Annotated in this window: 7 protein-coding genes; 6 read left to right on the top strand and 1 reads right to left on the bottom strand. The window is 60.3% G+C overall.

Going from position 1 to position 15,510, the window contains the following annotated elements:
* From AC4FIJ_RS15470 to AC4FIJ_RS15460, 3 genes are all read left to right on the top strand, one after another.
* Positions 1–998, top strand: a 998-nt coding sequence (locus tag AC4FIJ_RS15470; protein WP_490337540.1) for a non-ribosomal peptide synthetase, incomplete at its 5' end; no start/stop codon positions are given.
* A complete protein-coding gene (locus tag AC4FIJ_RS15465) occupies positions 995–8,974 on the top strand; it encodes an amino acid adenylation domain-containing protein (protein WP_490337539.1) in 7,980 nt (2,659 codons plus the stop codon). The genes AC4FIJ_RS15470 and AC4FIJ_RS15465, both read left to right, overlap by 4 nt.
* Positions 8,971–11,268 carry a condensation domain-containing protein gene (locus tag AC4FIJ_RS15460; protein WP_490337538.1) on the top strand — a complete coding sequence of 766 codons (2,298 nt, stop codon included), beginning with the start codon at positions 8,971–8,973 and terminating at the stop codon, positions 11,266–11,268. Before AC4FIJ_RS15465 ends, AC4FIJ_RS15460 begins: the two co-directional genes overlap by 4 nt.
* 1,212 nt (positions 11,269–12,480) lie before the next feature.
* Here AC4FIJ_RS15460 and AC4FIJ_RS15455 read toward each other — a convergent pair.
* A complete protein-coding gene (locus AC4FIJ_RS15455) occupies positions 12,481–13,272 on the bottom strand; it encodes an alpha/beta fold hydrolase (RefSeq protein ID WP_490337537.1) in 792 nt (263 codons plus the stop codon).
* Between the two features lie 388 nt (positions 13,273–13,660).
* Between AC4FIJ_RS15455 and AC4FIJ_RS15450 the strand changes: the two genes are divergently transcribed.
* The 3 genes from AC4FIJ_RS15450 (at position 13,661) to AC4FIJ_RS15440 (ending at position 15,279) form a co-directional block, all read left to right on the top strand.
* The gene (locus AC4FIJ_RS15450) at positions 13,661–14,233 is read left to right on the top strand and encodes a flotillin domain-containing protein (RefSeq protein WP_490337536.1); all 573 of its coding nucleotides are present in this window, start codon (positions 13,661–13,663) and stop codon (positions 14,231–14,233) included.
* Between the two features lie 236 nt (positions 14,234–14,469).
* On the top strand, positions 14,470–14,751 hold the full coding sequence (locus tag AC4FIJ_RS15445) for a hypothetical protein (RefSeq protein WP_490337535.1): 282 nt from the start codon (positions 14,470–14,472) through the stop codon (positions 14,749–14,751).
* A gap of 90 nt (positions 14,752–14,841) precedes the next feature.
* Entirely contained in the window at positions 14,842–15,279 is a 438-nt protein-coding gene (locus AC4FIJ_RS15440; RefSeq protein WP_490337534.1) for a hypothetical protein, read from the top strand.
* The last annotated feature ends 231 nt before the right edge of the window (positions 15,280–15,510 follow it).

Raw genomic sequence — 15,510 nt, 5'->3', positions numbered from 1 at the left:
ATTTTCATCCGCTTGGGAATCCCCGGCGTGAGTCAGCCTCAGCGCGCCTTGGTATGAGCGGTGCGTCCGGCAGCCTTGTCGGCGTCCCCCTCCCGGACACGGTGATCCACATCCTGGATGAGTGCTTGCAGCCTGTGCCGGATGGCGCGATCGGTGAATTCTATATCGGCGGGCCCGGCGTTGCCCGCGGTTACCTGAACCGGCCCGAGCTTACCGAAGCGCGGTTCATTGCCGATCCGTTTTCCGACGACCCCGCAGCGCGCCTCTACCGCACCGGCGATCTGGGCCGCCGCCATGCCGACGGCGACATCGAATACCTCGGGCGGATCGATCATCAGGTCAAGATCAGCGGATATCGCATCGAACTGGGCGAAATCGAGGCCGCGCTAATGGCCATTCCCGTCGTTCGGGAAGCGGCGGCAATCGTACGTGAAGACCTTCCGATGGGGCCGGCGATCGTTGCTTACGTGGCAGTCGACGGTGACGAGCCGGATCTGTCAGAACAGCTGCGAACCAAGCTCCGGCAGCAGATGCCAGAATATATGGTCCCGTCCTTTTTCGTGGTGCTGGACGCCATGCCGTTGAACACGAACGGAAAGACCGACCGCGCAGCCCTTCCGATGCCGCAGAGCAGCCGATCGGACAGTGATCTACTGGTCAATACCACCGAAACGCAGCGGCAAATCCTCCAGATTTGGGGCCGGATACTCGGGATCTCGCCAATTGGACTCGACGATAAGTTCTTCGACCTTGGCGGTAGGTCCCTTCAAATCGCCCAGGTGCATGAGGCGCTGTGCAAGCTTACATCGAGCCGTTTCCCGATCAGCGAATTGTTTTCGCGGTCCACAGTCCGACAGCTGGCGGATTTTATTGACGCAAAGGGTGGCGGGCAGGCCGCCCAACAGGACGCCATGCATCTGCAAGCAAGTCTGCGAGCACAAAAGCGCAGCGCCGCCGTCAGCAAGCGGCGTCTTGCACGGTCGGAGCACACGGCATGACCGGTAACGGGGCCCCCTCCGAAGAGGATGAACCGCTTGATGCGATCGCGATCGTCGGGATCGGCTGTCGCTACCCCGGAGCGAATAACTTAGAGGAATTCTGGCAGGTCCAGCGTGAAGGCCGCATTACGATTACCCGCTTCGACAAGTCCGAACTTCAGGATTGGTGGGCTACCGACCTACGACAGGAAGAGAATTTCATCGCCGCCCGCGGCGTGCTGGACGATGTCGACATGTTCGATGCCGGGCTTTTCGGGATGTATGCCCGCGAGGCTGCGCTGACCGATCCGCAACATCGCGTGTTCCTTGAAATCTGTCTCGAGGCGCTTGAACAGGCCGGCCTCGATCCCGCTCGTTTCCCGGGTGAAGTCGGGGTTTTCGCGGGCGCGAGCATGCCGACATATCTTGTCGGCCATGTCCTCGGATCACGGGAACAGGCACTGCAATTCACCAGTGACTATCAGCTGGGCTCGATGGACAGGCTGGTAGGCTCGTTGCCCGACACGCTGGCAACGCGAATTGCCTACAAGCTGGACTTGCGAGGGCCGGCAATGACCGTGTCGACGGCCTGCTCCACCTCTCTGACCGCAATCAACCAGGCCTGCCAAAGCCTGTCGATGTATCGGTGCGACGCCGCATTGGCCGGCGGCGTGTCCATAACCTTCCCCCAGCAAAGGGGATATCTGCATCTCGAAGGGGGCATGGGATCGCGCGATGGCACCTGCCGGCCATTCGACGAAGAGGCATGCGGTACCGTATTCAGCTCGGGTGCCGGTGTGGTCCTGCTCAAGCGCCTGGAAGATGCCCTGTCCGATGGGGACACGATCTATGCGATCATCCGCGGCTGCGGGATATCCAATGATGGCAGCGGCAAGGCCGCTTTCACTGCCCCCAGTGCCGAAGGCCAGGCGAAAGCCATTGCTGCCGCCATAGCCGAGGCGGGCGTGGATCCATCGTCGATCGGCTATGTAGAACTGCACGGAACCGCCACGCCCTTGGGGGACCCTATAGAGTTTGCCGGGCTGGTTCAGGGATATGGCCGCAGGCAATCGCCGGAAAGCTGCCTGCTTGGTTCGGCAAAAGCCAATATCGGCCATACCGATGCGGCGGCAGGGGTGGCAGGCCTGATCCGCGCTACGATGGCGCTGCATTGCGAAGAGATTCCGCCGCTCGCCAATTTTGCCCGCGCCAACCCTCACATCGATCTGAAGGGCAGCGGGTTTACGGTTCCAACCGAACCGGCCTCTTGGCCTCGCAGATCGGAACCACGGCGCGCCGGGGTAAGCTCGTTCGGAGTGGGCGGCACCAATGTCCATGTGATCCTGGAAGAAGCGCCTGCAACGCAGCCGCGCGCCGATGCCGACGGTCTACAAATTCTGCCGATCTCGGCCAGGACAAAGGACGCTCTGCAGGCGCAGGCCTTGGCCCTGGCATCGTATCTGCAGGACCTGCCCGGCATCGAACTCCCCGACGTCGCCCGCACGCTGTCCGAAGGACGGGCAGAGCGGGAAGAGCGTGGCGCCGTTGTGGCGGCAAGTGTCGAGGAGGCAGTGCGCAAGCTGTCCGCCTTTCCAAAAGCCGCGGTAAAGGCCTCGGCGGCCAAAGGCGCGCCCGTCGTATTCATGTTTCCCGGCCAGGGCTCGCAATATCCCGGAATGGGTACGGGCCTGTATCGCAGCGAGCCGGTGTACCGTGAATGGATCGATCGCGGTGCGGAACAGCTCAAGACAAGCCTTGGCATCGATATCCGGGAGTTGCTGTTCAGCGATGCTCCGGCGAACGAAGACGAACCGCACCCCATCCGGTCGACCGTCCATGCGCAGCCGGCACTTTTCCTGACGCAATATGCCCTCGCCCAACTCTGGCGTTCCCGCGGCATCGAGCCGGACGCGATGATCGGCCACAGCGTCGGCGAGCTTGTCGCTGCGAGCATTTCCGGCGTGCTGTCCTTCGGCGACGGCCTCGCTCTCGTTGCCCGCCGCGCGGAGCTGATGCAGTCGGCAGAGCCGGGGGCCATGCTCGGCGTGCGGCTTTCCGAGGGCGAACTGGCAGACAGGCTTGGTCCCGATGTCGATCTTGCCGCCGTAAACGCGACCAGGCTGTGCGTGGCGGCCGGCCCTTTTGATGCGATCGCGCAGTTGCAAACCGCGCTCGAAAAGGATGGCGTCGAATCGCGCAGGCTTCACACTTCGCACGCTTTCCATTCGGCCATGATGGACCCGGTGGTCGAGGAACTGGGCAAGCTCGCATCCACGTTCGACTATGCTGCTCCCGCCATACCCTATGTCTCATGCGTCACTGGCCGGTGGGCGAGTGCGGAAACGTCCGGCAATGGCGAATACTGGGCCCGGCATTGTCGCGAAACGGTCCGCTTTGCGGCGGCCCTCGATCATGTTGCGGCAGACGCTGCGCCCATCCTGATAGAGGTTGGGCCCGGCCGGACGCTGGCGACCTTTGCCGGTCAGGGCCTCGCCCGTGAACGCTATATCGGCACCGTTTCGTCCATGCCCGATCTCGCCGAGGCAGCCATGGATGCCGAGCGCTTTGCCGAAGCCGAAGCGCGCCTCTGGGCCTACGGCGGCTCACCCGACTGGAGCGTTCGTTACGGTCCGGAGGCACGCAAGATCCCCTTGCCGACATATCCTTTCAAAAGGACCCGCTGCTGGATCGATGCACCCGACGCGACTTCGACGGCGTTTTCTACGTCCATTCCTTCGGACTGCGCCCGTTCAATCCCAACCTTTCAAAGCGAAGCAGTTGCCATGAACGAGAAGCAGTCGCGCCTTCCGCGCATTGGTAAGAAGCTAGCCTGCCTGATCGAAGAATTATCGGGCGAGACGATCGACAATGGCGATTTCGCCCGCGAATTCCTGGAACTAGGCTTCGATTCCCTGTTCCTTGGTCAGGTCGCGGCCAGGGTCCAGCGGGAGTTCGGCACGAAGATAACGTTCCGACAATTGATGGGAGACTTCGCTTCGATCGATGCGCTTGCTCGTCATCTCGACGAAGTCTTGCCGCCGGAGGTCGAGGTCGAGAGCCCCATTACCCCAGCCCCGACCACGATCTCTGCAAGTCCGCCGGCACCGGGAGTCATTTCCATGTCTGCGGGTCCAGCGCCACTCGACGCGGCGGACCTCGCCGCGACGTTTCAGGCACAATTGCAGGCGATGCAGTCCGTCATCGACAAGCAGCTTGAACTGCTCAGTTCCGGCGACATGGGCCGCAACCTCAGTTCAGTCGCACCGCCGCCCCCGGTCTTGCAGGTCAACACGCCCGCACTCCCGATTGGAGCAGCATCGGCCACCCTCACCTCCGCTGAAGAGCCGGTGGAACAGGCTCCGAGATCGCGCTTTCGCCCGTTTGACGCAAATGCCGACCGCTCAAAAGACGCGCTGACCGATCGCCAGAAATCCTATGTCGATTCGCTGGTTCGGCAGTCGGTCGAGATGATGGGAACATCGAAAAGGCAAACTGCAAAGCATCGACCACATTTTGCCGATCCCCGCACGGCGGCCGGTTTCCGTCCGGAATGGAAGGAGTTGGTTTTCCCGCTGGTCGCACAGCGGTCGAAAGGCTCAAAGCTGTGGGACCTGGATGGCAACGAGTTTGTTGATCTGGTCAACGGTTACGGCCAGACCGCTTTCGGCCATTCGCCCGACTTCGTGATCGAGGCGGTCTCGGCGCAAATGGAGCTCGGCTTTGCGATTGGCCCGCAGAGCCCGCTTGCTGGCGAGGTTGCAGGCCGCATCTCGCGCATGGTCGGCCTGGACCGCGTGACTTTCTGCAACACGGGCTCCGAAGCGGTCATGGCGGCGATGCGGATCGCACGCTGCGTCACCGGGCGCGAGAAGGTCGTCGTCTTCAACCACGACTATCACGGCCAGTTCGACGAAGTCCTCGTCAAGGCAGGCGGGAAATCGGCCTTTTCGCGCGCCCTTCCGATCGCGCCGGGCATCCCGCCCGGATCGCTGAGCAACATGGTCGTGCTGCCATACGGCGGGGAAGAATCGCTTGCCTGGATCAAGGCCAATGCAGGTGACATCGCGGCAGTCCTGGTGGAGCCGGTGCAAAGTCGCCGTCCTGATTTCCTGCCCGTCGAATTCCTTCGGCAGCTGCGCGAACTCGCCACTGAAAACGACATCGCCTATATATTCGACGAAGTCGTCACCGGTTTCCGCACTCACCCGGGCGGCATGCAGGCCGTACTGGGCATCAGGGCCGACCTCGCCACCTATGGCAAGGTGATTGGCGGCGGAATGCCCGTGGGAATCCTGGCAGGGTCCGCGCGCTATATGGATGCCCTGGATGGCGGCGCGTGGGAATATGGCGATGGTTCCGTTCCCCAGACGGCGCCCACCTTTTTCGCAGGAACATTCGTCCGCCATCCGCTGGTGGTGGCGGCATGCAGCGCCGTTCTGGATCATCTGGAGGAACATGGGCCGGAATTGCAGGCGATCCTCGCCGCGCGAACTGCCGGTCTGGTCGACCGGATCAATCTCGAATTCGCCAGCCGCGGAATCAAGCTTACGGTGCCGAGCTACTCCAGCTGGTTCTTCCTCGACCTCGCCAGCGTGGATCGCCTTGGCGCGCTGTTCTTCCACCAGTTGCGGGCCTTGGGCGTCCATGTCATCGAAGGCTATCCCTGTTTCGTCACCACGGCGCACAGCGATGCCGATCTCAACCGGATCGTTGCGGCAATCGGCCAAACGCTTGATGCCTTGCAGGACGCAGGAATACTCGTCGCATCCGAGGATCAAGTCGGAGGTAGCCCAAGTCCTGCGCTGGCGGGACCGCGCAATGTGCCCCTGACCGAACAACAGATCGAGATTCTTCTGGCCGCACAGATAAGCGATCAGGCATCCTGCGCCTTCAATGAATCGATCACGCTGCAATTTGACGGGCAGGTCGAGCCGGAATTGCTCAGCGAAACAATCAACGCTTTCGTCGCCCGGCACGACGCGATGCGGGCAAGGATCGACAAGAATACGCTCAGGATGAACATAGCGCCCGAGCTGCGCATTTCCCTGCAGATCGTTGATGCCGTCACGGTGGCCGTGCTTGACACGATCAAGCAAGAGCAGGCGCAAACACCATTCGATCTCGAACGCGCCCCCCTCATCCGGGCGATCCTGGCGCGCGGCATTTGCGGCGAGGATTCGCTAATGCTGACTGCACATCACATGATTTTCGATGGCTGGACCGCAAATCTCTTCGCGTCGGAAGTGGCCGAGATTTATCGCGCACTGGCCGGCGGACAGCAGGTCGCTCTCCCGGCAGCGGCGAGCTTCGCCGATTACGCCGAGGCGAGCCCTAGGGGTCTGAGCTCGGAAGCCTTGGCCTATTGGCAGGAAACCTACGCCAAGCTGCCGCCACCACTCGAACTGCCCTCCGACCGTCCTCGCCCGCTGACCCGGAGTTACGCTGGAGCCACCGTACAGGAAAGCGTGGATGCCGAACTGCTGCAAGCCGTGAAATCTGCCGGAAGACAGCTTGGCTGTTCGCTTTTCGCCACGCTGTTCGGCACCCTGCAGGTCCTTCTTGGCAGGCTGGCCGACCAGACCGACGTGGTCCTAGGCTGTCCGCTTGCGGGTCAGGCGGAACTGGATGACGTGGTGCTGGCCGGGCATTGTGTCAGTTTCTTGCCGGTCCGTGCGCCCTTCACCATGGAGACGCCGATCGGAGAGCATATCAAGTCGATCAAGACCAGGGCCATGGCGGCATTCGACCAGCCCGGATCGACCTATGGCGCGATCATCAAAGCACTGGATCTTCCACGAGACCCTGGTCGCAAGCCATTGACGAACATTCAATTCAATCTCGAGCGATTGGGAGAAGCGCTGGATTTCGGCCCTGTGCAGGCGAACCTGCAGGTCAATCCCAAGGCCGCTGCCAATTTCGATCTGTTCTTCAACCTGATCGAGGGCGCAAATGGCCTGCGGATCGAAGTGGACTACTCGACCGAACTTTTCGATCGCACAACGATCGAGCGGTGGATCCGGAATTTTCGTCAAATATTGCGCGCCTTCGTCGCTGATCCGGCGGTCGCCATCGGCGATATCGACATTCTCGACGTGGAAGAGCGCGAGTGGCTGGGAGCGCGTAATTTGCGGCTTCCGCGATTGCCGGCTGCGCTCAGCGTGCCGGCAATGTTCTCGCAAATGGCGGCAAGCCATCAGCAGGCGTTAGCCATATTGGAGGGCGAACGATCCATGAGCTATGGTGACCTGGACAGCCAATCGAACCGCCTCGCCCGGTGGCTGCAGAAGCAGGGCATCGGCAAGGGAAGCCTCGTGGCGTTGATAGCGGGGAGATCGATCGACACCCTCACGGCCATCGTCGCCGTCCTCAAGGCCGGTGCAGCCTATATGCCGCTCGACTCTACATATCCTGCGGCACGACTGGCATCCTTTCTCAATTCCGCCAACCCGGCGCTCGTCCTGGCCGACGGTATCGGCTTTCCGGCTATCGAAGTAATGGCGTGCGACATTGCCTGCCTGCCTCTGGCAAAGGCCATCGAAGACTCGTCCTCGATGACGGATGCCCCGCTTTCGGTAAACGTGCAGGCCGATGACCCGGCATATGTCATGTGTACGACAGGGTCCACGGGCGCGCCCAAGGGCGTCATTGTGCCGCACCGGGCGATCATACGCCTCGTTTCGGATCAGGACTTCATTTCCTTCGGTAGCGAAGAAGTGTTCCTGCTGATGGCGCCGCTGGCCTTCGACGCGAGCACGCTGGAAATCTGGGGTGCATTGTTGCACGGCGGCACCGTGGCAATCATGCCCTGTGCCCGCCCCTCTCTGGACGACATCGCGAAAACGATCAGAGAGTGCGGCGTGACCACGGCCTGGTTCACCGCCGGCCTGTTCAACACGATCATTGACGAGCGAATCGACGCCTTTGCGCCACTGCGACAGGTGCTGGCGGGAGGAGATGTACTGTCGCCTTCGCATGTGGCGAAATTCCGGTCGGCCCATCCCACCATCCGCCTGGTCAACGGGTACGGCCCCACGGAAAATACGACTTTCTCGACCTGCTATGTGGTTCCCGCGTCGGTGGCACGCGATGCGGCAATACCGATCGGCACCCCCATCGCCCATTCCAGCGTCTACATCGTCGACGCGCGCGGCCGATTGCGTCCACGCGGCGCCACCGGTGAACTGGTCGTGGGCGGTGAAGGGGTCGCCCTCGGTTACCTCGGCCAGAGCGATCATGCCGAATCCGGTTTCGTCAATGAATTGCCCGAAATTACGGAAAAGCGATTGTACCGTACCGGAGATCTTGCGCGCTGGCGACCGGACGGAACGATCGACTTCCTGGGAAGGATCGACAAGCAGGTAAAGATCAACGGCTTCCGGGTCGAACTGGGCGAGATCGAAACCCTGTTGCGAACCGTCGAGGGAATTCGCGACGCGGCCGTCGTGGTTTCGGAAGGCGCAGCCAACGCCAAGCAGATCCATGCTTTCGTGATCGCCCCCGACATGGATGAACCGGCACTTGCGGAGCAGGTTCGGCATGTCCTCGCCGACCGCTTGCCAAAGGTGATGCATCCACGTTCCATCCACCTGCTGGCAGCCTTGCCTGGCAATGACAACGGCAAGGTCGATCGGTCCGCCCTTCTGGCCGAGCTGAAGTCGCGGCAAGCGGCGGGCATCCAAAGGGTGCCTGACGTCGTCATCTCGCAAGCGATGTCAAAAACCGAATGCAGGATCGCCAATATCTGGAAGGAGGTCCTCGACGTCGAGGACATCAAGCCTGGCGATGCAATCTTCGATCTGGGCGCCGACTCTCTGCAAATTTTCCGGATAGGAGCGCGAATGGCTGCGCAGGGGATGGAACTGGAAAACAGGGAACTGCTTGCCAATCCAACCTTGGCAAAGCTTGCCAGACTGGTTGATGGCGGCGCGAGCCGGATTGCAGCACCGGTGTCGCCTCTCAAGCCGCTTTCGGCTTATCGGAGGGGAAGCGCAGCATGAGGGAATTCCCGCCCATCAAGCAGGGCATCGCGTCTTCCGATGAAAGCCAGTCACCGGTTGAGACATTTCCGGCTACCCCCGGACAGGCTTGGTACTGGCAGCGGGTGGAACAGGACTCGCTCGATCCGGTTCTGAATGTCGCGTTCTGCCGACGGTTGACGGGATCGATATCCGACCGGGCAATTGGCGCCGCACTGGATCAGCTGGAGAAGCGTCACGAGATCTTGCGAACCCGCTTTTCACGGAACGCGGCAAACGAAGTCATTCAGGAGGTCTACCCGCCTTCCGGAATAAAGCTTGATCTGGTGGATCTGCGGCACCTTCCATCCGACGAGCGCGAAGCTGCGCGGCAGCGGCTCGCTCGTTCCGCAGCGCGGACCCCCTTCGCCTGCATCGAAGGGAGAACGGTCGGACCGCTATTTCGGGCCCTTTTGCTGCGAACAGCCGCGCAGGAAGCCTATCTCCACCTTACGCTGCACCATCTGATCATGGACGGCTGGTCATTTGACCTTGTAATGCGCGAATTCGGCGAGTTGGCAGCGGGGTTCGATGCGGGTCGAATTGAGGAGTTGGAGCCCGTCTCCCTCCATTTCGGGGATTTCGCGCGCTGGCAGGTGGATTCGCTGGAAAGCGGCGCTCTGGAAGCCGAACGGCGATACTGGGAGAACAGGCTGGCTGATCTGCCCCATTTCAGTCTGCCGAAGGCGCGGCCGGGCTCTTCCTGGGGTGCCGAGACAGCGATGGCCAGCATCATGCTCCCGCGCGGACTGACCGATGCCGTGGAAGATCTGGCGCGCCGCACGAACCATACCATGTTCTCCATGGCAGCCAGCTTCGCGGCAGCGGCCCTGCATAGCGAAACGGGCAGTCCGGAAATCGTCATGGGGACGCAGTTTGCGTGCCGGAACGACCCCGATAGCGAGGCCATTATCGGCCCCGTCATGAACACGGCCATCCTGCGAGTGCCTGTCCAGCCGGACCAGCCATTCCAGAAGCTGGCAGACGAGGTGCGCAACATCGCCCGCGAGGCAATGGCCCATCAGAACCTGCCATTGCCGATTGCAGCTGCCGCAATCGAGCAGCGACGTGGAACTGCCATTGGCGCCCCATACAATGTCAATCTGGTGGTTCAGCGAACCTATATTGCCAGCGCGTCGGTCAAGGACAGGACCTATGGCTCTTTCCGGATTGAATCGGTAGCGGCGCCGGCTGTCGGAGGTCAGTGGGATATTGGACTGCTATTCGTCGAGCGAGAGAAAGGCTGGCGCCTGTCCTGCGAATATGCCCCAGCCCTGTATGATGCCTCCAGCATTGAAAGCCTGATAGAGGCGATCAAGGGCGCCATGGAACACGCGGTCGCCAACCAGTTATGCAGCACCGACCTGGCTGCTGCAGAACCGGAATCTGGTCCGGCTCACCATTCGGGGGGCATGACGGCTCTTACCCCTGCGCCCAACCCCAGGCTGCAGGCACTCGCCAAGCGCATCCTTCCATTGCAGACGGAAGGAAATGGGGCACCAATCATCGCCCTCAACAATGCCTCGGTCTATTACCCGATCGCGCGGGCCATTGGCGATGACCACCCATTTTACGACGTACAGATCAGACCCTGCGACGGGCCAGTCCGGCTGCCTCGGCGGCATTTCCTCGACCATGCGAGGGACGCCGTCGAGATGATCCGTCTGGCGAGGCCGCACGGTCCATATATCCTGTTTGGACATTGCGTCCTCGGCGCACTCGCTCTCGAGGCGGCACGCATCCTTCAAGAGGAAGGAGAAACTGTCGAATTTGTCGCAATAGCTGACACCTACCGCCCCGGCTTCCGGGAAAGGCTGGGCTTCATCGATCGCAATCTGCGCGCTTGGCAGGTGCGCTGGCTGACCACTGCCAGCCTTTATCGCCGTGTTCGATCCGGCGAGTTGTGCTGGTCCCAGTTCGCCGACAACTACCGGCTGATGCGCAAATTCGGTTTCTCCAGGCTGGTGGCGCGGCTCGAAGGGAACGCGACCTCACCAGCACCGGATGCCATGAACGATTCCGGTCGCTGGTTCCCGGAAACCGTTCTTATGCCAAGCCAGGCCGGCCTGGAATTGCAACCTTACAAAGGACGGGTCATCCTGTTTCGCAGCGCGGATTTGCACGAGGGACGCTATTTCCCGCATGATTTCGGCTGGACAGGTTTTATCGAAGGCCAATTTGAAGTCGTTACCTGTCCCGGCACGCACGATACCATGTTTCGCGAGGCAGACGTGATTGCGAAGGCAATTCGCAGGATGGCCGACAACAAACACTGACATGTCGAGACCGAGGTTCCTGATCGCTGCGCTTGCCCTGCTGGGCCCTGCAGCGGCAGTCGTTATCGGCGCGAGAAGCTTACGCAATGGCGCGGAGCAAAATCGACTTCTCCCCATCCGACACTGTGTGAAGACTGCCGACGGCCCATACAGGATCTTGGTGTGGCGACGCTCAGATGCAGGCCGTAAACCGAAGCCACTCATCCTCTATTCTCCGGGTTGGGGGGGCAAAGTGGATGTTCGAGAACGCCTGCCGGCTCACCTCGCTGAACAAGGATATATCGTGGTCGCGTTCGATGATGTGGCACGAGACAAGCCAGCGGCAGGAGTGGCCGCCAACGCATGGCTTGCCAGAACAGAGGCATTTGCCATGGGGAACCCGCCGAATTCGCGCGTTCGACCGCCCTTGCTGAGACCCGGGTGGAACTGGCCGTTCGCAAGGCTCGCGGGATCCTAAATAGTTTGCTCAACTCTGCTCTCGCTGTCCCAGGAATAGATCCAGCAAGGATCGGCTATGTCGGATATTCCTTTGGGGGCGCAACAGGCGCCGAGCTTGCCCTGCAGGACAATCGGATCAGCGCCGTGGGGAATCTTGTTGGCTGGTTGTTCGGTTCTTCACGGAAAGCACCGACCGTCCCCTATTTGCTTATTCCCATCGATGACGACTTCCCACCCGACAACTGGAAATCGTCGTCCAAAACATGGCAGCAAGCCATTGTATGTCGGCGCCCTTGCGGATCAGTCCATTCATGGCCCCCTGCTCGGGCGGCCGAATTTTTACTGGTTGCGAGCACGCGACCGGGGACCCAACCAGCTGATCGGTCAAACCGCAGATGAGCCAAGAGGAGAAGTAATCGATCAGCATGTCACTGCGTTTCTGAAACGCGTGTTAATGGGTACGAGTGATTATCCTTTCCCGGCGGAGTTAGCCTCATTGCGATCGGGCAGGCGGTCGGCATCGTCAACGATCATGCCATCGACTGTTTTCCGTCACAGCGATGTGTGGACGGATGACAGGTCTCAAGGAACTCCATCGACCGCCTGAATATCGCCTTTGTCGGCGCCAGCCGTGCGACGAACCGCACGATCGAACGTCCGCTATCTGCCAAATCGATTTCGAAAGCTGCCAGTCCGCAATCGGCCAACAAGGGACCTTACAATGGGACAAGCCCCTGCATAGGCGCTCGATTTGCTAACCGCCCAGTTGCAGTATTATTTCGACTCCGAGATGCTCGTTGCATCCAGAATCACGTGAACGGTCTCCTCTGGCCGATCCCACATCGGGAAGTGTCCGCTACGCTCGAACCAGTGCAGCGTCGCTTCAGGGAAGGCTTTGATCGCGCGATCCGCCTGCTGCGGTAGACACAGCCGATCCTTGCATCCCCAGCCGATGACAACGGGCGCAGCCGTTTTTGCAGGCCCTTCCTGCCTTGCGCCCTTGGCGAGATCCTTCACAAGCGAATTGACGGTGCGCGTATTGGCCAATGACTTCAGTTCGCGCGCGACGAATGCCGGATCGAGCGCCCACGGCCTCGCAGAGAGCTGGGCCATGAGCGCGGTCCGGCCTGCGACATTTCCGGTGATGGCAGAAAGCGCCGGTCGCAGCGCGCGAACCAGAGCAATCGATGGCGTTAAGGTGGCTTTGAAAAAGGTGCGCTCCCACCCCTGCCAGAAGCCGCCCGGATCCAGTGCGACAACCGCGCCCGCTTGGCCGCGCCGCGCCATCTCGAGCACCAGGCGAGCACCCAGCGAGCTGCCAACCATATCAATATTTGTGAGATTCTGCGCGCCGAGCCAGTCGTCCAGACTGCGCGCCAGCCCGTCAAACGTGCCGCTGTCGGCCTCTTCGGGTGTCTGCCCATGGCCGGGCAGGTCCACGGCGATTACCTCTCTGACTTGAGAAAGCGCAGGCAAGATCGTGTCCCACGAGCCGCAGGTCGCGCCCAATCCGTGGACAAGGAGAAGGGGTTTTCCGCGCCCCGTGCGCGTATAGTGCATGGTCATGCAATGGTAACGTCTCACACCAACTTATGGGACCGTGAAGGTCTATATTGCCGAAGGTAAGGCCAAGAGCGGACGGTCCGCTTCCGGCCGATACCGTTGAAAAAATCGCCCTTAAAGTCGTTGCGAAGTTTTGATTCAGCATAGAGGCGCTGAAGGGATTCAAGCAATGATGGGCGAACGCCGGATGGCGCAGGATGCGCTGTTCTAGGAGTTCAATCTGGACCGGTACGGTCCGGCTGACCACCTGCTTAGAGCAATTGATCGGTTCGTTGGTTTGTCGAGCATGCGAGCATCTGCGACCGTTTTATAGCGCTATCGGTAGCCCCTCGGCTGAACCAATATTCGGCCGACGGCACCGCCCTTCAGGCGCTGACGTTCCCGGCTCCACATGTCGTCAGCCTCGCGTTCGGCTCAAGCGATCCGAACAGCCTGTACATCGCAACCGGCGGCAACGAGGATCCGTCTTGAAGCCGAGGGGCAAGCCGAGGCAGAAAAACTGCGTGCCGAAGCAGATCGTATCCGCTTTGAAGTCGAGGCGGCGGGCCAGCGTGCCGTGAACGATGCGGCGAATATCCTGTCCGACGGGCAGATCTCGCTCCAGACGAAGCTGGCGCTCCTCAAGGTTCTGCCGGAACTGGTGCGTGAAAGCGCCAAACCGCTGGAGGCGATCGATTCAATCAAGATTGTTCAGCTGGACGGACTGAATGGCAAGGGGGGTGATTCCAAACAACTATTGTCCGGTGGCGGCGCTGGTGGTGGCGGAGGCAATCTCGCCAGCGATGCGCTCAGCGCGGCATTGTCGTATCGCGCGCAGGCGCCCGTCATCGATGGGCTCATGAAGGAGCTTGGTCTTGATGGTGGATCGTTCGAGGGTCTCGCCAAGGCGGGCGTGGCAGAACCGAAATATTCTACCGCGGAAATAGAGGACGAAACCCCAGCAACGGCCTCATCCGAAGAATGAAGATATTGCGGCGGCGTTCATGTCGCCGCAGTATACTTCGCCAGAGAACAAGTATCCTGCTTTCGCCTCTCGTGGGGATAATGGGTCGATTTCCTGCATCTGCATCTCGAAAGCGGAACGACGGAAAACGACCGATCGCGGACGTTCGACTAACGTGAGATATTTGGCCAATGAGCAGGGCACGACGTGAGCGACGACTGCGTGCAGAGGAGCGGTGGCCGCTTCTCGCAAATCTGATGACGGCTCATTTCAATGAGGACTATGCCATACTATTTGGATCGCTGGATGGCTCATTTGCCGCTGCGACTAGAGATGGCTCGCTTGAGTATCGTCGGGCTGTGCTGAAAGAATGGCGGGATTGGAATGCTACTGAGGGCCCGGTCAGCGACATCCGCCCTTTCTTAAAAGATGGTTTCTCAGTAGCTTTATTTTTCAGGTCCTCCATTGAGGCGCGGAATTTTATGAATCGCCTTTATGATGAGTTGCTGATCGGCGTAAAGGCAGCCACGCAGTACTGACCAGTCCCCTTCCCACCCCGAACTCGCCATCAGCGGCATTCCGGGCGGAGCCAAAAGCTACCCGGCAGCAAACGACCGATTGCGGCAATATTGAGAGAAGCCGAATTAGAGGCAATTGGGGGCCAAATGAACCGAAAAAGGCTGATCTGGTTTGCAGCAGGCGCGGGTGTCGCATCAATTGTTTCGATTTTCTCATCTCAATTCTTATTCAAGAAATCAGACACCCATCTCGTCATGATCGTTCAGGAAGCTGGTTTCGATCGGGAAAAAGACTGGGCCTCGATGACGAAAGATGAAGTCGCTCAGGAAAATGCAGTTGCGGCAGGTGTTATCCGAGAATGCGGGATAAAAGAATTTAAAGTAATCTCTCCTTTTCAGACAGAGTTTGAAATCGACGGAGTCACAGTGGGGGAAGCAAACTGCATTTTGCGCGAAGCCTACCAAAGGCGCCTCCGCTTGGAGATAATTGATAGGAGCAAGAAGCTGCCTACAGGGACAGTTTCCGCAACCGCATCAATTCCTGATTAATTCCGACTTCAGCCAATAATGCGCGCAAGATCGCATTGGCAGTTTCCCACCCCGTTCCTGCCGCCAAAGTGGCGCTGGGGGGCCGCTTTAAGCTGACGGAATTGGCCGTTTGCGGACCGGCAGCTTCGGGATCGAGTTGGCAGATAGCGGTCGTTCAAGTGCGCGGATCGGCGGACCTGTCAACGGCGGAGTAAAAGTCGTCCATTGGGCGGAGCAAAACCAGGCCAGTTG

Source organism: Croceicoccus sp., from assembly GCF_983967925.1.
The sequence above is the reverse complement of the archived record's forward strand: the minus strand, read 5'-3'. Positions and strand labels throughout refer to the sequence as shown.